Genomic DNA, 21,086 nt, shown 5'->3' with positions numbered 1-21,086 from the left:
GATAGACTCATCGAATCAGCATGGCCTGGGCACCCTTGATGACGCTGTCGTCATCGATGCGCTCGGGCACCAATAAACCGCGTTGTACCGCAGGGCGCGCCTCCATTGTCGCCATCCAGCGCTGCAGTGATGACAAGCCATCCACCGCGACACCGGACCATTCATGGCCACGGACCCACGGATAAGTGGCAATGTCGGCAATGCTGTACTCGCCCGCCAGAAACTCTACGGCTTGCAGACGCGTGTCGAGCACTTCATACAAGCGCCGGGTTTCGTGTTGATAACGGTCGATGGCACCCTGGAGTTTTTCCGGGAAATAGCGGAAAAACACGTTGGCCTGGCCCTGCATCGGACCGATCCCACCCATCTGGAACATCAGCCACTGCAACACCACCGAGCGCCCCTTGGGGTCCTGTGGCAGCAGTTTGCCGGTCATCTCGGCGAGGTAAATCAGAATCGCGCCGGACTCGAACACGGCGAAATCGCCATTGGCACGGTCGACAATCGCCGGAATCCGGCCATTGGGATTGATCTTGAGGAAGTCCGGGGACTTCTGTTCCTTTTTGTCGAAACTCAAGGCGTGCACCGTATAGGGCAGGCCGAGTTCCTCGAGCACGATAGAGACCTTGTGGCCATTCGGGGTCGCAGCGGTGTACAGATCTATCATGGTTGTCTCCCATTTCAACCCGCCCAGCCTCGACAGTTGCCGGGCGCAAGTCAAGGAACGGCGAAGAACCGATTGAAACAGTCTGCGACAAGGTCGGCACCGGGTTCGTCATTCAGATGCAAATGATGGCCGCCAGGCAACTGTTCACGGCTAAAGGGTAGACGTTCCAGCAACTCGGGATGTTTGGCGAGCATGCCGTCAGCCGCGACCACCAAGTGTGTCGGACAACTGACACGCTGGACGAAGGCCATCGCCTGTTCAGTGGTCAGACGTAGCGGTGATGGAAGGGTCAGGCGGTTGTCGGTGCGCCAGGTATAACCGCCCGGCACCGGCATCAAGCCGCGCTGGGCCAGCAGTTCGGCGGCTTCGCGACTGACTGCCACCACGCCTTTCATTCGTGCTTCGATGGCGCGGTCGAGGGTGTTGTAGACCGGTTTGCGTTTTTCCCGCAGATCCAGCTGCGCTTGCAGGGCCATGCCCATGCGCTCGGCAGCGTTTTCTCCTTTGTCTGTAGGAGGAATGACGCCATCGATCAAGGCCAGATGGGTCACCCGTTCCGGCAACGACCCGGCCAGCACCAGGGAGACGATCGCCCCCAGGGAATGCCCCAGCAGCGCAAAACGTTTCCAACCCAACTGCTCGGCCACTTGCAGCACGTCGTGCGCGTAGTCCCACAACGCGTAACCGGCGCCATTCGGCCGATGCCCCGAGTGACCGTGCCCGGCCATGTCCAGCGCAATGATGCGCACGCCTTGGAGCTTGGGCGCCAGCCGGGCAAAGCTGTTGGCGTTGTCCAGCCAGCCGTGCAAGGCGATCACCGGCAAGCCATCCTCGGGACCGAACAAGTGCGCCGCCAACTCGATATGCGGCAGGCTCAGGCGAACTTCTTCGACGACGCTGTTCATGCGCAATCCTGTTGGCTGCGACCTTCCCAGCGACTGAACAGATTCTTCAGCAGCGTGGCCGTGTCTTGTGGACGTTCGAGGGGAAACATATGCCCGCCGGGCATGGTCAAGGACTCGCCCAGAGGCATGCGCCCGACGGACCGGGCGTGATGGCGCATCACCACGCGGCTCTTGTGCCCGCGAACCACCGCCAGCGGCACTTTCAATTGCCGGGCACGGCCGGGGCTGGTATGGGGCACACCACGGTAGATGCTGATTTCCGTGGCTGGGTCGAAACGCAGGCGCAACTTGCCGCCGACATTGTGCAAACCATGTCGAAGATAGGCCTCGAAGCATTCCGGATCGAAGCCACGAAACAGGGTTTTACCGGCGAAATACAATCGGGCCGCGTCCAGATCGGCAAACTCTTCCCGGCGTCCCAGCGTGCGGCCGGCCGGGGTCAGGCGATCGATGAAACCGAAGCGCTTGGCGGCACGGATCACCCATTGATCGGCGCGGGTCAGCACCGGCGAATCGAGCATCACCACGCCGCGATACAGCTCAGGGCAACGCAATGCGGCATGCAGGTGCAGCACGCCGCCAAAGGAGTGACCGACGCCCCAGACCGGCTCGGGCTGCTGCTTGAGGTGATAAATCAGCTCATCCACCAAGTTGTTCCAGTTGTCATCCGCCGGAAAACGCGGGTCATGGGCGTGCTGCTCCAGATGCGTCACCTGATACTCGGGCGCCAGCGCCGCGAACAACTTGCCGTAGGTCCCCGAAGGAAAGCCATTAGCGTGGGCGAAAAATATCTGTTGCGACATACCTGCAAATCCATGAGCGAGAACGGGGGTTGATTGTCCGTAAGACCGGGTCCTACAGCAATGACCATAACTGCCAGGAATGGTGGTAGGAGATGTAGCAAAGATCAAAAGATCGCAGGTTAGGAAGCTGCCGAAGGCAGCGATCTTTTGATCTTCTAAATCATCTCGCCGGAGGATTCTCCCCCAACGGCACCACCGCCATGGTCAGCCGCGACACGCAACTGGCCTTCCCTTCATCATTGCTCAACCGAATATCCCAGACATGCGTCGTGCGACCGATGTGAATCGCCTTGGCCACCGCCGTCACCCGCCCACTGCGCAGGCCGCGCAAATGGTTGGCGTTGATTTCCAGGCCCACGCAATAAAACTTGCTGGCGTCGATGCACAGGAAACTGGCCATCGAGCCAACGGTTTCGGCCAGCACCACCGAGGCGCCACCGTGCAGCAATCCATAGGGCTGGTGCGTACGGTGGTCGATGACCATGCTTGCGGTCAGGGACTCGTCATCGAAGGCTTCGAAGCGAATATCCAGCACTTCGCCGATGGTGTTTTTCTGGATTGCGTTCAACTGCTCGACGTTGGGAGTGGTGCGCCACAGACTCATCGTTACGTTCCTTTGTTGGAGTTGTTCGTGGCTCAATCCTGCCACAGCACCGCCTCGTTACGCTCGCTCCATTCTTCGAAGCGCGCACCGTAAGCCGCTTCGATCATGTTGCGCTTGATCTTCAGGGTTGGTGTCAGGAAGCCGTTTTCTACCGCCCAACTGTCCTTGACCACCACCAACCGACGCAAGCGCTCATGCCTGTCGAGGGCACCGTTGACCTCCTCCAGCAGTTTTTCCAGGCTTGAATGCAAACCCGCCCGGGCCGATCCCTTCGCGTCCTGCTGACCGACCGCCGACAACACGCACAACCCCAGCGGTGCACTCAAACCATCGCCAACCACACACACTTGTTCGATCCGCGCATGCACCGACAGGCGATTTTCAATCGGTGCAGGGGCGACGTATTTGCCTTTGCTGGTTTTGAAGATTTCCTTCAATCGCCCGGTCAGGCGCAGGTTGCCTTCGGCGTCTTCCTCGCCCTTGTCACCGGTACGCAGGAAACCATCCTCGGTGATGGTTTCGGCGGTTTTCTCAGCTTCCTTGAAATAGCCGAGCATGGTCGCGCCGCTACGTACCAGTACTTCACCGCACGGTTCGATGCGCACCTCGACTTCCGGGCATGGCTTGCCGATCCAGCCAGGTTTGTTCGGACCGGGCTGGCCGATGTGGGAATAACCGCAGCTTTCGGTCATGCCGTACACCTCGAGCACATCCAGCCCCAGTTTTTGGTACCACAGCAGCAAGCTCCGCGGCACGGGCGCCGCGCCGGACAAGGCGATGCGCAACGCGTCCAGCCCCAGCCCGGCAAGGACTTTGTGCCCTACCCGTTTACCAATGAAGGGCAAGCCGAGCAAAAAATCGAGGCGTTGAGCCGGGATCTTGCTGTAGACGCCCATCTGGAATTTGGTCCAGATCCGCGGCACGCCAAACAGCGCGGTCGGCCGGGCACGCTGCAAATCGGTGAGGAAGGTATCGAGGCTCTCGGCGAAGAACACGGTTTGTCCGGTGTAGATCGACGCCAACTCAACGAACATCCGCTCGGCGACGTGGCACAGCGGCAGGTAGGACAGCAGGCGATCCGACTCATTCAGGCCGAACAACTGCGTGCCACGAGTGGTGGCAAATCCCAAGGTGCCGAAACTGTGCATCACGCCTTTGGGTTGGCCCGTGGTGCCGGAGGTGTAAATGATGGTCGCCAGTTGATCGGCGGCGGGTTTGGGGTCGTCCTGAATCGGCGAGCTGCGTTGCAGATCGGCCCAGCTGAAATCGAAGGTGCCGGCCGGGCACAGCGGCAGGCTGATGGTTGGCAGGTCGGAACTGACGCCGGCGGACATGCCCGGCCAGTCATCCAGCTTGCCGATGAATGCCAGTGCGGCTTCGGAGTGATTGAGCACCTGAGCCACGGAGTCGGCGGTCAGATTGGGATAAAGGGGCACCGAGACATGGCCGGCCATCCAGATCGCCAGATCGGCGATGATCCAGTGGGCGCAGTTCTTGGAGATCAGCGCGATATGACTGCCTTGGGGCAATTCGCGAGCCCGCAGCCAGTGGGCGGCACAGCGCGCCTGATGACCAACGTCGGCCCAGGTCAGCGTTTCGACCTGGCCGCCACCCATCGGTTGCACCAAAAAGCGTTGGCGGGGATGACGAGTTTCACGCTCGTAGAAGGCGTCCAATGGCAAACGGGAAGCAGCAGACATGCGACTTGCTCCTTTATTTTTTGTCTGGAGCAAGCGTAGTCAACCAAGCAAGTGCTTGGTTGACTATTTCACACAAAAACCAGGAATGCCGCCTTTAAAAAAAGGAACGCCACCGCTCTTGTAGGAGCGAGGCTTGCCCGCGAAGAAGCCTTCGAAAACGCTAAAAGCTTCGCGGGCAAGCCTCGCTCCTACAAAAGCAGAAGCCAGAGCAGAAGCAGATTACGGGTGTTTGATGCCGTTGAGCTTCATCGCCCCGACCAGCAGTTCGTCGCCCTCAAGCTCCGCCAACCCGGCTGTGCCGACTTTCTCCGGCTCCTGCACATGACCATGCTGCAAATAGCCCAGCAGGTTACCGACCAGCGGGTTATGGCTGACCAGCAGTGCGTGATCCACAGACACCAACTGCTCCGCCACTGCTTGCGGATAGTTGTCGGGCTTGAGCCAGTCGACCGTGCGGATCTCCGGCGCGAAACCCAGCGCCGTACGCACAATTTCTGCCGTCTCCTGCGCTCGATGATAAGGACTGGCATAAATGGCGGTTAACGGCTTCCCGATCAATTGGGCGGCAGCGCGCAACACCTCTTCACGCCCCTTGACGGTCAATGCCCGCTCGGAGTCCGGGCGACTACCGTGAGGCTCGGCTTCACCATGACGCAATACCCAGAGTTTCATAGTTTTGGCTCCTCATCTCGGGCCGGATGCGGTGCTGGCGCCACAACGTGCGGGGCTTCACCTTCCGGAGTACGCGGCGTCGGCCAATCGGCGAACGGCCAAGGCTTCTGGTCGCTGTGAAAGCTGCCGAAACGACCGATCTGCGCCAGAAACTGGCTCAGACTGTCGCCGAAGTTCATCAGGCTGGCGCTCGGTGCGCCATAAATCAAACGATAGATCAGCTGCACCAGCACCACCGCACCGAGGATCAATTGCGCCACTTGCCAGACCAGCACATAGACAATCATCCACAGCACTCGCAGCAGGATGGATTCGTACTTGGCTTCTACTTTCGGATCATTCATGTCTGTCTCGCTCCCTGCTCGTATCGGTTAAGTGCTTAGAAACCACTGGGGGAAATAAAGTCCACGTCGGTTTTCGGTTCACCACGCATCAACAACTCAATTACCTGATCAAGCGTGCGTCCTTCGAACAGAATCGCATGCAATCCGGCGACCAAAGGCATATACACGCCCGCGTCCGAAGCCTTGGCCTTGAGCACCTTGAGGGTGTTCACCCCTTCGGCCACTTCGCCCAGACGCGTCACCGCGTCTTCCAGGCTCAAACCTTGGCCGAGGGCAAACCCGACCTGATAGTTGCGGCTTTTCGGCGACGAACAGGTGACGATCAAATCGCCGACACCCGCCAGGCCGAGGAAAGTCATCGGGTTGGCGCCCTGATTCACCGCGAAGCGGGTCATTTCCGCCAGTGCCCGGGTGATCAGCATGCTCTTGGTGTTTTCACCCATGCCCAACGCCACCGCCATGCCGGCGATGATGGCGTAGACGTTTTTCAGCGCCCCGCCCAGCTCCACGCCAAAGCGGTCGGCGCTAGCGTACACGCGAAAGGTTCGGCCGTGCAGCGCCTCCTGAACCCTTTGGCAAAGCTCTTCGTCTTCACTGGCGACCACGGTGGCGGTCAGCGCGTGTTCGGCGATTTCACGGGCCAGATTCGGGCCCGACAGCACGCCAATGCGCGCTTGCGGGGCGATCTCTTCGAGGATTTCGCTCATGAGCTTGAACGTATGGGCTTCGATGCCTTTGGTCAGGCTCACCAGCAGTTTGCCGCTCAAACGCTCGGCGTGAGGGACCAATACCGAGCGCAGCGCGCTGGATGGCAGCGCGACGAAGCACAGGTCGCAGGCCTCCAGGGTGGCTTGCAGGTCCGTGACCGCCTCCACCGCCGGAAGAATCTTGATGCCTTTGAGGTAACGCGGGTTCTCACGATTGACCCGAATGGCCTCGGCCTGTTCGGGGTCGCGCATCCACAGCCGGACCTGATGCCCATTCTCGGCCAGCAGATTAGCCACGGCGGTACCAAAACTTCCGCCTCCCAGGACCGCAATTGGGCGCTGTTCAGTCATATGCAATCCGTTAATCCATACCAGTGGCGATGCCGGCATTATACGGAGCGGCCCGGTCGCGGCCAGCCCCAGCATCAATTACCGACACTTGTAGGAAGAAGACCAAGAAAACCGAGGAAAATGCCCACAACGTGACTGGAAAAGTCTTTGCGCTCGGTTAACATGCGCGCCAACTAATCGCTATCAAGGCCGTGCCGTGTCTTTTGGCTTTCCCTGCCCTCGCTCGCCGCTGGTATTGGCGCTGGTCTTCAGCTCGCCATTGCTGGCCGACGACCTGTTCCTCGACAATGATCCGCTGCCGCAAGTGCTGACGGCGACGCGCCTGAAGCAATCGCCGGCGGCCGTGCCGGGAAGCATGACGGTGATCGACAGCGAACTGATCAATGCCAGCGGCGCGCGGGACATCAGCGAGTTGCTGCGGTTGGTGCCGGGGATGATGGTCGGTAACATCAGCGGCAATCAGGCGGCGGTGAACTACCACGGCACCAATGCCAGCGAAGCGCGGCGCATGCAGGTATTGATCGACGGCCGCTCGGTGTACCGCGCGGGCCTCGCCACGGTGGACTGGAGTGATATTCCGGTGGCCATGGAAGACATCGAGCGCATCGAGGTTTTCCGTGGCCCGAACACCGTCAGCTACGGCGCCAACGCGCTGATGGCGGTGGTCAACATCATCACCCGCAAACCGGCCGACAGCCACGGCACGCGGCTGAAAGTCACCCGTGGCCAGCGCGGTATCAATGATTTCTATGCCAGCCAGGGCATGGGTTGGGACAGCGGCGACTTGCGCCTGTCGCTGTCCGGCCAGCAAGACGATGGCTTCGACTCGGACCGCACCGGTGCCGATTACCGCGACAGTCGTCGCTTGAACCGCTTCAGCCTCGCCGTCAGCCAGACGCTCAATGAAAACCAGAACATCGACTGGCAACTGAATGCCAAGGACGGGACTAACCAGCGGCCCTATACCTACCGTCCGGTGTTCTCAGGGATTACCGCCGCCGGGGACAATTCCGACGTCATCGCCAAGGACTATGCCGGCTCGCTGCGCTGGAACCTGGACATCAATCCCAATCACAGCCTTTATATTCAAGGCTCGGCGCAACACTGGGATCGTCAGCAGACCTGGCGTGCCTGCGATGCCGAGGTCTCGTTCAGCCCCGAACTGACCGAACTCTGGCAACTCAATCCGAATTACACCGAACGCCTGGCGCGCAACATGGTGCGCTTTACCAGCTTAGGTGCACCGGCAGGTACACCGGCCGAACAGGCATTGGGCAATCAGGTGCTGGATCAATGGCGAAATGGCGCCCGGCAAACCCTCTGCGGCGACATTGACCAGAGCGCCCGTGAATCGCGCTACGACCTCGAACTGCAAGATACGCTCAGTCTGTCCGACAGTCTGCGGCTGGTCAGCGGCATGAACTATCGTTACGACCGGGCCAATTCCGAGACCTACTTCAATGGCACGCTCGACGACACCACCTGGCGGGCGTTCGGCCAACTCGAGTGGCGCGCCACCGAGCACTGGTTGCTGCAGGGCGGGGCGATGTACGAAGACACGCAATTGACCGGCAACTCGCTGACCCCGCGGGTGGCGGTCAATTACCTGATCAACCCGCGCCACGGCTTGCGCGCGGTGTATTCGCAAGCCATCCGCTCGCCGGACATGTTCGAGAACAACGTCAACTGGAGTTATCAGGTGACCAACCTGAAGCCCAGTGCCTACGGCCAGTCCAGCGCCCGATATTTCGTCAGGACCCGTGGCCCGGGCGACCTCGAACAGGAACGCATGCGCTCCCGGGAATTGGGCTACAACGGCTACTTCGCAGAGTGGGGGCTGGCGGTCGACGTGAAGCTGTTCTACGACGAAATCACCGGCATGATCAGCGAACCGCTGCGCAACAACCAATACATCGCCAGCAACTCGAACAGCTCGCGCTTCACCGGGACTGAAACCCAGCTGGATTGGCGCGTCAGCAGCGCCGATCGTTTGCGCCTGACTTATGCCTACGTCGATGCCGAGGCGAGCAACCCGCTGGATGCACAACAGACTGCGCGCAACAGCGGCTCGGCCGGTTGGCTACGCAGCTGGGGCCAGGGCTGGAACAGTGCGCTCTTCTACTATGGTGCCGACGCCCTCAACGGTTACCGCTTCGAACGGGTCGACACGCGCATCGCCAAACGCATCGGTTTGGGCAAAGCCAATCTGGAACTGGCCGGGGTTCTCCAGCAACGCCTCGACAATCAGCCCACCACCTTCGTCGACAACAATTACGACGATCGCCGGGTGCTCTACTTCAGCGCGGAGCTGGAGTTCTAAGATGCAGCATCGCCCGTCACCGAAGACGCCAACCTTTGGCCGCCTGCTGGCGGGGTTGTGCCTGGTGTTTACCGGGCTGCTGTGCAATCTGCCGGCACGGGCCGCCGACATTCTGCTGACCGGCGCCGAGGACAATCCCGGCGTGCAGTCTTTCGTTCAAGCCCTCAGCGAGTTGCGCCCCACCGACAATGTGCGCTTCCAGCCTGTCGCCAGCCTGCCGGCGCCAGGCCAATTGCCCGTCGGCACCCGCCTGGTTCTACTCGACTTGCCCAGCCTCGACTGGCGCCTGCAAGACGCCCAAGGCCCGGCGACGCTGGTGCTGCGCATCAGTCGCATGCAAGCCCGCCAACGGTTGGGCAATGAAATGCCCCCGCACCTCAGCCTGCTCTGGAGCGATCCGCCGCTGGAGCGACAATTGCGCTTGACCCGACTGCTTCTGCCTGAGGCCCGGCGGGTCGGCGTGCTTTTCGACAGACACAGCGAATTTCTTTTGAAAGAACTGCGTCAGGCCGCCCTGCCCCTGGGCCTTGAAGTGGTCACCGAGCGTTGGGATAACACCCATGACAGCCGCCCCTTGCAGGCCCTGCTGAAAAACAGTGATGTGCTGCTGGGCCTGGACGACCCTGATCTGTATAACCCGAAAACCGTGAAAAACCTGCTGCTCAGCAGCTATGCGCGGCAATTGGCGCTGATCGGTCCCAACGCGGCCTTCGTCAGGGCCGGTAGCCTGGCCAGCACTTACAGCGACCAGAACGATTGGCTGAAGATTCTCGACGAACTGCTCGACCGCCCCTCGAACACCTGGCCACGCGCACTTTATCCGCAACACTTCAAGGTCTTGAGCAACCCGCAAGTGGCTCGTTCATTAAGTATTGAACCGATGAATGAAGCCTCTGTCGCAACACAGCTGGCCGAAGGAGAACGCCGCCCATGACCTTCCGCCGCGGTTGGGACATCAATACCCGCACCCAGATCATTAGCCTCGGCCCGGCCCTGTTGCTGACGTTGCTGCTGATCAGTTTTTTCACCTTCGTGCGAATCCAGGACCTGCGCCAGGAACTCAATCACACCGGTCAGTTGATCGCCAACCAACTGGCGCCGGCCACCGAATACGGGGTAATTTCAGGCAACAACGAGGTACTCGAAAGTTTGCTCAAGGCCACCCTGGCCACGCCCAATGTGCGCTTTCTGGAAGTGCAGGACAGCACCAACCGGATTCTGGTGTACGTCGAGCAGCCGTCGGAAGCGCACAACCGCTCGCATCAGGTCGAAGTGTTCCAGGCACCGGTGCGTCTGCAACGCATCGCGCTCAATAATGACTTTTTCCAGAACAGTCGTACCGTCGCCAGTGCGCCGGGCGAGGATTATCTGGGCCGGGTGATCGTCGGTCTGTCCAATGACGCCTTCAACCAGCGCCAGCAGGAAATCCTCTTCAAGGCCGCGATCCTGGCCTTGTTCGCTCTGCTGTTTACGTTTCTGCTCGCTCGGCGCCTGGCCAGCAGCCTGTCGCAACCGATCCACGACATCGGCAATGCGGTCAAGGCGATCCAGGAGGGCGACTACAAAACGCCCCTGCCGATTGTCGACGACACCGAACTGGGCGCCCTGTCGCAGCACATCAACAACCTCGCCCAAGGCCTTGAACAAGCCAGTCGCGAACAGCATCAGGCCATGGCGCAATTGATCCAGACCCGCGAAGAAGCGGAAAAGGCCAACAACGCCAAATCCGATTTCCTCGCGATGATGAGTCACGAACTGCGCACGCCGATGAATGGCGTGCTAGGCATGTTGCAACTGCTGGAAACTACCGAGATGACCGAGGAGCAGATCGAGTACGCGGCGCTGGCCTCGGAATCCACCGAACACCTGCTCAAAGTGATCAACGACATTCTCGATTTCTCGCGCATCGAGCGTTCGGAACTGGAACTGGAGCACATTCCATTCAACCTCCCGGACCTGATCAGCAGTTGCGCCCAGTCGTTCCAGCACAGCGCGGTGCAACGCGGGCTCGACCTGCAACTGCGCATCCCCGTGGACATGCGTGCCCTGCAGGTTCAGGGGGATCCGACGCGGATTCGGCAGATTCTGGTCAATCTGGTCGGCAACGCGCTGAAATTCACCGAACGGGGTCGCGTCACGATCGAACCGCAGTGGCAGTCCCTGGATCACGAACTCCTGTGGTTCACCTGCACCGTACGCGACAGCGGAATCGGCATCCCGGCCGAAAGCCTGGAGTTGATGTTCAACGCGTTCCAGCAGGCCGACAGTTCTATTTCAAGACGTTACGGCGGCACCGGACTGGGGCTGCCAATTGCCCGCACCCTGGCTGAGCGGATGGGCGGCACCTTGCGCGCGCAGAGCGAAGAAGGCGTTGGCTCGGCGTTCACCCTGGAAATCCCTTTGGCGCTATATAAGCAGCCACTGCCGGCGTTGACCCCGCGAGGACATACCGGTAATGACCACGGCGAAGGTCGCAATGTGCTGCTGGTGGAGGACAATCCGGTCAACCGCACCGTTGTTGAAGCAATGTTGCGCAGTCTGGGCTTTACTGTCAGCGTCGTCACCGATGGTGCACAAGCAGTGCGTAGTGCCGAGAGCAGGATTTTTGAAGCGATTCTGATGGACTGCCGATTGCCGGTCATCGACGGCTACGAGGCTACCCGACAGATTCGCCGATTACCCGGCTGCGCTGACGTGCCGATCATTGCCCTGACGGCCAATGCCTTGCAGGGCGACCGTGAAGCCTGTTTATCAGCGGGAATGAACGATTACCTGGCCAAGCCCTTCAAACGCACTGATCTGCAGCAAATTCTGCAGCGATGGGTGCAGTAGTACAGGCCTTTCGGCTATCTGCGACTGGCGTGAACGACGAAAGTGCGGCAGTCTTAGGCGCCCGAACAGTCCCGAAAAGGGGCTTGAATAATAATTTCAGTGCACAAGTGTACATTCATGTCCTTGGTGCTGTGACTTTCACCACAACGCAATAGTCTATGAGTAGGCTGCTGACTCGAGGCATGAACGCTTCGATCGGCCGGGAAGATTCGCCCCCACCCTGCCGCATGGACTATTGAGGAGCTCGCATGACCAAACAAAACGCCTTTACTCGGGAAGACCTGCTGCGCTGTAGTCGCGGTGAGCTGTTCGGCCCAGGTAACGCGCAACTGCCCGCCCCGAACATGCTGATGGTCGATCGCATCACCCATATCAGCGAAGAAGGTGGCAAGTACGGCAAAGGTGAGTTGGTCGCCGAGCTGGATATCACTCCGGACCTGTGGTTCTTCGCCTGCCACTTCGAAGGTGATCCGGTGATGCCGGGCTGCCTGGGCCTCGATGCCATGTGGCAACTGGTCGGTTTCTTCCTCGGCTGGCAAGGTCTGCCGGGCCGCGGTCGCGCCCTGGGTTCGGGCGAAGTGAAATTCTTTGGCCAGGTACTGCCGACTGCCAAGAAAGTCACCTATAACATCCATATCAAACGCGTCCTGAAAGGCAAGCTGAACATGGCCATTGCCGATGGTTCGGTGACCGTCGACGGCCGCGAAATCTACACCGCCGAAGGCCTTCGGGTCGGCGTTTTCACCTCCACTGACAACTTCTAAGGGTTATCCGCATGCGCCGCGTCGTTATCACTGGTCTGGGCATCGTTTCGTGCCTGGGCAATGACAAAGAGACCGTCTCCGCTAACCTGCGTGCAAGCCGCCCTGGCATCCGGTTCAACCCGGAATATGCCGAAATGGGTCTGCGTAGCCAGGTTTCCGGCTCCATTGACCTTCCCCTCGAAGAGCTGATTGATCGCAAGATTTTTCGCTTCGTCGGCCACGCAGCGGCTTACGCCTACCTGGCCATGAAAGATGCCATCGCAGACTCCGGTCTGACCGAAGAGCAGGTTTCCAACGTACGTACCGGCCTGATCGCCGGTTCCGGTGGCGCGTCGACCTTAAACCAGATGGAAGCGCTGGACATCCTGCGCGAGAAAGGCGTCAAACGCGTAGGCCCGTACCGCGTCACGCGGACCATGGGCAGCACCGTTTCGGCTTGCCTGGCCACGCCGTTCAAGATCAAGGGTGTGAATTACTCGATCTCCTCCGCGTGCGCCACCAGTGCTCACTGCATCGGTAACGCTGTGGAGCAGATCCAGTTGGGCAAGCAGGACATCGTGTTCGCCGGTGGCGGTGAAGAAGAACACTGGAGCCAATCGTTCCTGTTCGACGCCATGGGCGCACTGTCCAGCCAGTACAACGAAACCCCGGAAAAAGCTTCCCGTGCCTACGACGCCAAGCGTGACGGTTTCGTCATTGCCGGCGGTGGCGGCATGGTCGTGGTCGAAGAGCTGGAACACGCTCTGGCCCGCGGCGCGAAGATCTACGCGGAAATCGTTGGCTACGGCGCGACCTCCGACGGCTACGACATGGTCGCCCCAAGCGGCGAAGGCGCCATCCGTTGCATGCAGATGGCCATGTCCACCGTCGACACCCCGATCGACTACCTGAACACCCACGGCACCTCGACTCCGGTCGGCGACGTCATGGAAATGAAAGGTGTGCGTGAAGTGTTCGGCGACAAGGCCCCGGCCATCAGCTCCACCAAGAGCCTGTCGGGTCACTCCCTGGGCGCCGCCGGCGTTCACGAAGCGATCTACTGCCTGCTGATGATGGAAGGCAACTTCATGGCGGGTTCCGCCAACATCGACGAACTGGACCCGGAAGTGGCAGACATGCCAATCCTGACCAAGACTCGCGAAGACGCCACCATCAACACCGTGATGAGCAACAGCTTCGGCTTCGGTGGCACTAACGCCACGTTGGTACTGAAGCGCTGGGCAGGTAAATAACACCTCGCCGTTTCGCTGCACACAAAAACGCCCCGACTGGTTCGGGGCGTTTTTTTTGCCTCTGAAAAATGCGGCCACCGTAATGCGATATGTAGCAGCTGGCGAAGCCTGCGTTCGGCTGCGAAGCAGTCGTATATCCGGTAAATGCGGTTTACCTGACATACCGGAGTAGCTGATTTTACGACTGCTGCGCAGCCGAACGCAGGCTGCGCCAGCTGCTACAGGTCGTGCAGTGTGGCTTCAAGAGCGACGTTTTCATCCTCGCAAACATGAAACATTTGTCATGAAACTCAATGGCCTGCGACTGAATGCGGCGTATTTCACGGGCTGCAGGACTTTTGCCGATTCTGCAAAAATGGGTTGCCGAACTCTGTCGTTTACTTAGCCAGCTAACAAAATATATAACAAAGGCCTGCACACGCCTTGCTGCAGATAACAGAGATTGGAGCTAGCAGATGACTGTAAAAGTAACTGAACGCGACGATTCACATATGTCCCATGAAGGCATCGCCGCCGGTATCCGCATCTGGGATGTACATCAACAAGACCTGCTGGTCGGGATGTTCCACTCCGAGACCGAAGCCCACAAATACAAGGCCGAACTGGAAACCCTGGAACAGCAACGCGAAGCACGCTCTGCATAATTCACCGCATTGAAAACGACAAACCCCGCCATGAGCGGGGTTTGTCGTTGTTGCAGTCGCTAACGCCTTACCACATCAGATCGTCAGGGATCTGATAGGCCGCATACGGATCGTCTTCGACGCTGACTTCTTCTGTCTGCACATTCAGCTGCACGATGCGCTGGGGATCACGCTCCTGAATCTTCAGGGCCGCTTCACGAGGGATCACTTCGTAACCGCCGGCGTGATGCACGATCGCCAGCGAGCCGCTGCTGAGCTTGTTGCGCATCAGCGTGTTGACGGAAATGCGCTTGACCTTCTTGTCGTCGACGAAGTTGTAGTAGTCCTCGGTGGTCAGCTTGGGCAGGCGCGAGACTTCGATCAATTGCTTGACTTGGGCGGCACGGGCCTTCGCTTCTGCCTTCTCCTGCTGCTGGCGGTTCAGTTCCTGGTCGCGCTTGACCTTCTCGGCCATGGCTTCCTGAGCCGCACGCTGCTGGGAGTCATCGAGTTCAATCTGACCTTTGTGGGCCAGACGTTGCTGCTTCTGCTTCTCTTTGCCGACCTGTTTGGCCTGCTTTTGATTGACCAGCCCTGCTTTGAGCAACTGGTCGCGAAGGGAAATGCTCATGGTGCTTATTTCTCACTTAGGCAACTGCTCAACCGCAGCTGGGCAAATTCTTTTCCTGACGTTTGGCTTCGCCCCACAAGGCGTCCAACTCTTCGAGGGTGCAATCTTCTATGGGACGGTGGGTGTCGCGCAATGCCTGTTCGATAAATCGGAAGCGTCTTTCAAACTTTGAGTTCGCGCCGCGCAGTGCGGTTTCCGGATCGACCTTGAGGTGTCGCGCCAGATTGACCACGGAAAACAGCAGGTCACCGACTTCATCGGCAATCGCTGCCGAGTCATTGTCAGCCATGGCTTCGAGCACTTCATCGAGCTCCTCGCGAACCTTGTCGAGCACCGGCAAGGCGTCTGGCCAGTCGAAACCGACCTGCCCTGCGCGCTTCTGCAGTTTTGCCGAACGGGACAGCGCCGGCAACGCGGCAGGCACGTCGTCGAGCAAGGACAACTGCTCCGGCGCCGAAGACTTCTCGGCGCGCTCTTCAGCCTTGATCTCTTCCCAGCGTTGTTTGACCTGCTCTTCATTCAGACGCGGGATGTCCAGCGGCGCATACAGATCACCGGAGGGGAACACGTGAGGATGACGGCGGATCAACTTGCGCGTGATGCTGTCGACCACGCCATCGAACTCGAAGCGCCCTTCTTCCCGAGCCAGTTGGCTGTAATAGACCACTTGGAACAACAAGTCGCCCAACTCACCCTGCAAATGATCGAAGTCCCCGCGCTCAATGGCGTCGGCGACTTCGTAGGCTTCTTCCAGGGTGTGCGGGACGATGGTCGCCCAGGTTTGCTTGATGTCCCACGGGCAGCCGTATTGCGGGTCGCGCAGACGGTTCATCAAGTGCAGCAAGTCTTCAAGTGAATACATCAATCAGTCTCTACAGATTGCACTCGTAGGAGCGAGGCTTGCCCGCGAAGGCGGCATACCTGACACACCGCCTTCGCGGGCAAGCCTCGCTCCTACAGGTGTCACCATCAATTTCCGTACAGGTCTCTCACGGCGTGCGGTTACGGCGGGTTTCGATGATGTTCGGCAACTGGGAAATCCGCCCCAGCAACCGTCCCAACGCATCCAGCCCCGGAATCTCGATGGTCAGGGACATCAACGCCGTGTTGTCCTCTTTGTTCGAACGGGTGTTGACCGCCAGCACGTTGATCCGCTCGTTGAGCAGCACCTGCGACACGTCACGCAGCAGGCCGGAACGGTCGTAGGCGCGGATGATGATGTCCACCGGATAGGTGAGCACCGGCACCGGGCCCCAGCTGACCTGGATGATCCGCTCCGGCTCGCGGCCGGCCAGTTGCAGCACCGAGGCGCAATCCTGGCGGTGAATGCTCACGCCACGGCCCTGAGTGATGTAACCAACGATCGCATCCCCCGGCAGCGGCTGGCAGCAGCCGGCCATCTGGGTCATCAGGTTGCCGACGCCCTGGATCTGAATGTCGCCGCGCTTGCCCGGTTTGTAGCCGGTGGCTTTGCGCGGGATCAGTTCCAATTGTTCGTTGCCGCGTTCCGGCTCGACCAGTTGCTGCGCCAGGTTCACCAGTTGCGCCAGGCGTAAATCGCCTGCGCCCAAGGCGGCGAACATGTCCTCGGCGGTCTTCATGTTGGCCTTCTCGGCCAGCTTGTCGAAGTCTACCTGCGGCAGGCCGAGGCGATTGAGTTCGCGCTCGAGCAAGGTTTTACCGGCCGCGACGTTCTGATCGCGCGCCTGCAATTTGAACCAGTGAACGATCTTCGCCCGCGCTCGCGAGGTGGTGATATAACCCAGGTTCGGGTTCAGCCAGTCGCGGCTCGGGGTGCCGTGCTTGCTGGTGATGATCTCGACCTGTTCACCGGTTTGCAGGCTGTAGTTGAGCGGCACGATGCGCCCGTTGATCTTGGCGCCGCGGCAGTTGTGACCGATTTCGGTGTGCACGCGGTAGGCAAAGTCCAGCGGTGTCGCGCCCTTTGGCAAGTCGATGGCGTGACCGTCCGGAGTAAAGATGTAGACCCGATCCGGCTCTATATCGACCCGCAGTTGTTCGGCAAGGCCACCAATATCACCCAGCTCTTCGTGCCACTCGAGTACCTGACGCAGCCAGGAGATTTTCTCTTCGTAGTGGTTCGAGCCGGACTTGACGTCGGTGCCCTTGTATTTCCAGTGGGCGCAGACCCCCAGCTCGGCTTCCTCGTGCATGGCGTGGGTGCGGATCTGCACTTCCAGCACCTTGCCTTCAGGGCCGATTACCGCGGTGTGCAGCGAGCGGTAGCCGTTCTCTTTCGGGTTGGCGATGTAGTCGTCGAACTCTTTCGGAATGTGCCGCCACAGGGTGTGGACGATGCCGAGCGCGGTGTAGCAGTCGCGCATTTCCGGCACCAGCACGCGAACCGCGCGCACGTCATAGATCTGGCTGAACTCCAGACCCTTGCGCTGCATTTTGCGCCAGATCGAATAGATGTGTTTGGCACGGCCGCTGATGTCGGCATCGACGCCGGTGGCCTGCAACTCGTCTTTGAGTTGGGTCATCACGTCGGCGATGAAGCGCTCGCGATCCAGCCGTCGCTCATGGAGCAACTTGGCAATCTGCTTGTACTGGTCGGGCTCCAGATAGCGGAAGGACAAGTCCTCCAGCTCCCACTTGATATGACCAATGCCGAGGCGGTGGGCGAGCGGCGCGTAAATGTCGAAGACTTCACGGGCGACGCGATTGCGCTTCTCGTCGTCAGCGGTTTTCACCGCGCGGATTGCACAGGTGCGCTCGGCCAGTTTGATCAGCGCGACACGCACGTCGTCGACCATGGCCACGAGCATTTTGCGCAGGTTTTCGACCTGGCCTTGAGTGCCCAGCACCAGGGACTGACGGGGGCTCAGGCTGGCGCTGATCGCCGCCATGCGCAGTACGCCGTCGATGAGTTTGGCGACCACCGGACCGAAACGCTGGCTGACCGCCGGCAACTGGATCTGGCCTTCACGCACGCCACGGTACAAGACTGCCGCGACCAACGAATCCTGGTCGAGTTTGAGGTCGGCGAGAATCTCGGCGATCTCAAGGCCCGTGCGGAAACTCGAGGTCCCTTCGGACCACAGATTCTTCGCCGCATTGGCTTGTTGTTCGGCCTCGCGAGCGAACTCGCAGGCTTCCTTCAAGGCTTCGCGATCCAGTGCCAGATCGACACTGACCGCATGATCGAGCCAAGCCTCGAGGTTGATACTGCCGTCCGTGTTGATCGGCTGGTGTGCTCTCACCTGTACCATCTTGCTTTACCTTCCCTACGACGCAGATTCAATGCGTCAAATCGCTGACCTTCGCTGCCCGTGTGCACTCGCGGGGCTAAGACGAATGCGCTTTGCACGAGCGGGTCAGTCGGACCAGACGAGCCGTCCTAGCTCGCTTCAAATAACGCCATGGCCTCGACATGTGCCGTCTGAGGAAACATATCGAGAATCCCGGCACGTTTTAACCGGTAGCCCTGCTTGATCAATTCGACTGTGTCGCGCGCCAGAGTTGCCGGGTTGCATGACACATACACCAATCGTTTGGCGCCCAGGGTCGCCAGCTTGCGCACCACCTCGAAAGCACCGTCGCGAGGTGGGTCCAAGAGTACCGCACAAAAGCCTTCATCTGCCCATTCGGCATCGGCCAAAGGCTGGGATAAATCGGCCTGAAAAAACTTCACGTTATGCAGATTATTGCTGACAGCGTTCGTGGCGGCACGCTCCACCATCGCCTGCACGCCCTCCACCGCCACCACTTCGCGAACGGTTTTGGCCAGCGGCAAGGCAAAGTTGCCCAACCCACAAAAGAGATCCAGAACCCGTTCATCAGATTTCGGCGCCAACCATGCCAATGCCTGGGCGACCATCGCTTCGTTGACCCCGGCGTTGACCTGAATGAAATCTCCCGGCCGATACGCCAGGTTCAAGTCCCACTGCTCAAGGCGATAGCCAAGCGACTGATCGGCCTCGACCGGTTGCGGCTCGCCGTCGCCATGCAGCCACAACTGGGCTTCATGGAACGCGCAGAATTCCTTGAGGATGGTCAGGTCGGTGTCGGACAACGGCGCCATGTGCCGCAGTAATACCGCCAATGACGAACCACTGAACAACTCCACATGCCCCAGCGCCTGAGGTTTGCTCAAGCGCCGCAGCATCTCCGGCAAGCGGGTCATGATCGGTTGCAAGGGCTGTACCAGCACCGGGCATTCGTTGATGGCGACGATGTCCTGACTGCCGGCAGCGCGGAAGCCGACTTCGAGTTTTTTCGCTTTCATGTCCCAACGCACCGCCACTCGGGCGCGACGGCGGTAACCGAATTCCGGACCGCTCAACGGCGCTGCCCACTCTTCAGGTTCGACACCGGCAACCCGCGACAATTGCTCGGCGAGCATGCGCTGTTTCAGGGCGAGCTGTTCGTTGTGGGGCAAATGCTGCACGCTGCAACCGCCGCAACGAGCGGCATGAGCGCACGGTGCCGGGCGGCGCAATTCACTGGCCAGGAATACGCGCTCGGTGCGCGCCTCGACCACTTTGCCGTGGGCACCCAAGACCCGAGCCTCGATGTCTTCACCGGCCAATGCGCCGATGACGAACCAGGTGCGACCTTCGAAAAACGCGATACCGCGACCGTCATTGGCCAGGCGCTCAATGGTCAAGCGCTGCTTTTTGCCGGTCGGGACTTGCGGGGCCTTGCTGCCGCCCGTGGGTTGGAAACGCAGGCCTCTCTCTTGCTTGGCCATCAGTTGGGCGCGTCGAAAATGCCGGTCGACAAGTAACGGTCGCCACGGTCGCAGATGATCGCGACGATCACCGCGTTTTCAACTTCTTTGGACAGACGCAGCATCGCCGCCACGGCACCGCCCGAGGACACGCCGCAGAAGATGCCTTCTTCGCGCGCCAGACGACGGGTCACGTCTTCGGCTTCGCTTTGCGCCATGTCGACGATCCGGTCCACGCGCTCGGCCTGGTAGATCTTCGGCAGGTATTCCTGCGGCCAGCGACGGATGCCCGGAATCGCCGAACCTTCCATCGGTTGCAGCCCGATGATCTGCACGTTGTCGTTCTGCTCTTTCAAGTAGCGCGAAACGCCCATGATGGTGCCGGTGGTGCCCATCGAGCTGACGAAATGAGTGATGGTGCCTTCGGTCTGACGCCAGATTTCCGGACCAGTGGTGGTGTAGTGCGCCTCGGGGTTGTCGCCGTTGGCGAACTGATCCAGCACCTTGCCGCGGCCTTCGGCTTCCATTCGCTGGGCGAGGTCGCGAGCACCTTCCATGCCTTCTTCCTGGGTGACCAGAATCAGCTCGGCGCCATAAGCCGTCATGGCAGCTTTACGCTCGGCGCTGGAGTTGTCCGGCATGATCAGGATCATCTTGTAACCCTTGATCGCGGCAGCCATTGCCAAGGCGATCCCGGTGTTGCCCGAGGTCGCTTCGATCAGCGTATCGCCGGCGTGGATCTGCCCGCGCAATTCGGCGCGGGTGATCATCGACAGCGCCGGACGGTCCTTGACCGAACCCGCCGGGTTGTTCCCTTCGAGCTTGAGCAAAAGGGTGTTGCTGGTGGCGCCAGGCAGGCGCTGCAAACGGACCAGCGGAGTGTTGCCGACGCAATCGGCGATGGTTGGGTACTGCAAGGTCATGGCGTATTCGCAATCCAGACTGCGGGGGCGCCTATCATACCGGCAAACGCGCGCAGGCCATATCACGCAAAGTAAGGGGCTTATGGCGAATGGGAATAAGGATCACGATGGAGGAATGAACTGCCACCTAAGATTCTTCTTACAGGTGATATGGATAACATCCGTAAGACTTGGCGATCTCACCTTAAAATCGCTGTTACTTAACCTAATTTATGACGGTCTGGTAGGACGTTTCCTGCAAGTCATGATGCCTTTGATGAACTACCTAAAGATCCGCCCCCTCTGTATTCTTTTGAATCCACTACAAATTATCTC

19 protein-coding genes are annotated in these 21,086 nt (G+C 59.8%); 6 read left to right on the top strand and 13 right to left on the bottom strand.

The features are described from left to right. Positions 1 to 7 precede the first annotated feature (7 nt). The 8 genes from ACYZT2_RS09075 to ACYZT2_RS09040 form a co-directional block, all read right to left on the bottom strand. Entirely contained in the window at positions 8 to 667 is a 660-nt protein-coding gene (locus ACYZT2_RS09075) for a glutathione S-transferase family protein (RefSeq protein WP_461971526.1), read from the bottom strand. 50 nt (positions 668 to 717) lie between these two features. Then, positions 718 to 1,572 carry an alpha/beta hydrolase gene (locus ACYZT2_RS09070; RefSeq protein ID WP_461971525.1) on the bottom strand — a complete coding sequence of 285 codons (855 nt, stop codon included), beginning with the start codon at positions 1,570 to 1,572 and terminating at the stop codon, positions 718 to 720. Continuing rightward, positions 1,569 to 2,375: an alpha/beta fold hydrolase gene (locus tag ACYZT2_RS09065; RefSeq protein WP_461971524.1), complete on the bottom strand. Its 807-nt coding sequence runs from the start codon at positions 2,373 to 2,375 to the stop codon at positions 1,569 to 1,571. Before ACYZT2_RS09065 ends, ACYZT2_RS09070 begins: the two co-directional genes overlap by 4 nt. 160 nt (positions 2,376 to 2,535) lie before the next feature. Beyond that, entirely contained in the window at positions 2,536 to 2,979 is a 444-nt protein-coding gene (locus tag ACYZT2_RS09060) for a hotdog fold thioesterase (RefSeq protein WP_461971523.1), read from the bottom strand. Between the two features lie 32 nt (positions 2,980 to 3,011). Next, on the bottom strand, positions 3,012 to 4,679 hold the full coding sequence (locus ACYZT2_RS09055; RefSeq protein WP_461971522.1) for an AMP-binding protein: 1,668 nt from the start codon (positions 4,677 to 4,679) through the stop codon (positions 3,012 to 3,014). 219 nt (positions 4,680 to 4,898) lie between these two features. Beyond that, a complete protein-coding gene (gene sixA / locus ACYZT2_RS09050) occupies positions 4,899 to 5,351 on the bottom strand; it encodes a phosphohistidine phosphatase SixA (protein WP_461971521.1) in 453 nt (150 codons plus the stop codon). Then, positions 5,348 to 5,695 carry a DUF4389 domain-containing protein gene (locus tag ACYZT2_RS09045; RefSeq protein ID WP_052966905.1) on the bottom strand — a complete coding sequence of 116 codons (348 nt, stop codon included), beginning with the start codon at positions 5,693 to 5,695 and terminating at the stop codon, positions 5,348 to 5,350. Before ACYZT2_RS09045 ends, sixA begins: the two co-directional genes overlap by 4 nt. A 35-nt stretch (positions 5,696 to 5,730) precedes the next feature. Further along, a complete protein-coding gene (locus tag ACYZT2_RS09040; protein WP_461971520.1) occupies positions 5,731 to 6,753 on the bottom strand; it encodes an NAD(P)H-dependent glycerol-3-phosphate dehydrogenase in 1,023 nt (340 codons plus the stop codon). Between the two features lie 196 nt (positions 6,754 to 6,949). Between ACYZT2_RS09040 and ACYZT2_RS09035 the strand changes: the two genes are divergently transcribed. The 6 genes from ACYZT2_RS09035 to ACYZT2_RS09010 all read left to right on the top strand — a co-directional run bounded on the left by ACYZT2_RS09035 (position 6,950) and on the right by ACYZT2_RS09010 (position 14,545). After that, complete coding sequence (locus ACYZT2_RS09035) at positions 6,950 to 9,073, top strand: TonB-dependent receptor plug domain-containing protein (RefSeq protein WP_461971519.1); 2,124 nt, start codon at positions 6,950 to 6,952, stop codon at positions 9,071 to 9,073. A gap of 1 nt (position 9,074) precedes the next feature. Beyond that, positions 9,075 to 10,007 (top strand): ABC transporter substrate-binding protein, encoded by a 933-nt coding sequence (locus ACYZT2_RS09030; protein WP_461971518.1) that lies wholly within the window; start codon positions 9,075 to 9,077, stop codon positions 10,005 to 10,007. Further along, positions 10,004 to 11,905, top strand: coding sequence for an ATP-binding protein (locus ACYZT2_RS09025; protein ID WP_461971517.1), 1,902 nt, complete (start codon positions 10,004 to 10,006; stop codon positions 11,903 to 11,905). The genes ACYZT2_RS09030 and ACYZT2_RS09025 overlap by 4 nt, the downstream gene beginning before the upstream one ends. A 248-nt stretch (positions 11,906 to 12,153) precedes the next feature. Next, a complete protein-coding gene (gene fabA, locus ACYZT2_RS09020; protein WP_007899046.1) occupies positions 12,154 to 12,669 on the top strand; it encodes a 3-hydroxyacyl-[acyl-carrier-protein] dehydratase FabA in 516 nt (171 codons plus the stop codon). Between the two features lie 11 nt (positions 12,670 to 12,680). After that, on the top strand, positions 12,681 to 13,901 hold the full coding sequence (fabB, locus tag ACYZT2_RS09015) for a beta-ketoacyl-ACP synthase I (protein ID WP_461971516.1): 1,221 nt from the start codon (positions 12,681 to 12,683) through the stop codon (positions 13,899 to 13,901). Between the two features lie 455 nt (positions 13,902 to 14,356). Then, complete coding sequence (locus tag ACYZT2_RS09010; protein WP_008011665.1) at positions 14,357 to 14,545, top strand: hypothetical protein; 189 nt, start codon at positions 14,357 to 14,359, stop codon at positions 14,543 to 14,545. Positions 14,546 to 14,612: 67 nt separating this feature from the next. Here ACYZT2_RS09010 and ACYZT2_RS09005 read toward each other — a convergent pair whose 3' ends face one another. The 5 genes from ACYZT2_RS09005 to cysM form a co-directional block, all read right to left on the bottom strand. Next, on the bottom strand, positions 14,613 to 15,155 hold the full coding sequence (locus ACYZT2_RS09005) for a DUF2058 domain-containing protein (RefSeq protein ID WP_461971515.1): 543 nt from the start codon (positions 15,153 to 15,155) through the stop codon (positions 14,613 to 14,615). A 28-nt stretch (positions 15,156 to 15,183) separates the two neighbouring features. Beyond that, positions 15,184 to 16,017, bottom strand: coding sequence for a nucleoside triphosphate pyrophosphohydrolase (gene mazG, locus ACYZT2_RS09000; protein ID WP_461971514.1), 834 nt, complete (start codon positions 16,015 to 16,017; stop codon positions 15,184 to 15,186). Between the two features lie 127 nt (positions 16,018 to 16,144). Further along, positions 16,145 to 18,388 carry a GTP diphosphokinase gene (gene relA, locus ACYZT2_RS08995; RefSeq protein ID WP_008074961.1) on the bottom strand — a complete coding sequence of 748 codons (2,244 nt, stop codon included), beginning with the start codon at positions 18,386 to 18,388 and terminating at the stop codon, positions 16,145 to 16,147. 128 nt (positions 18,389 to 18,516) lie between these two features. Continuing rightward, positions 18,517 to 19,869 (bottom strand): 23S rRNA (uracil(1939)-C(5))-methyltransferase RlmD, encoded by a 1,353-nt coding sequence (gene rlmD, locus ACYZT2_RS08990; protein WP_461971513.1) that lies wholly within the window; start codon positions 19,867 to 19,869, stop codon positions 18,517 to 18,519. Then, positions 19,869 to 20,771, bottom strand: a complete 903-nt coding sequence (gene cysM / locus ACYZT2_RS08985) for a cysteine synthase CysM (RefSeq protein ID WP_095051678.1) — start codon at positions 20,769 to 20,771, stop codon at positions 19,869 to 19,871. The genes rlmD and cysM overlap by 1 nt, the downstream gene beginning before the upstream one ends. Between the last annotated feature and the right edge of the window lie 315 nt (positions 20,772 to 21,086).

This window comes from Pseudomonas sp. MDT1-85 (assembly GCF_054898065.1).
Note: the sequence above shows the minus strand (reverse complement) of the source record. Positions and strands in the feature narration are given on the sequence as shown.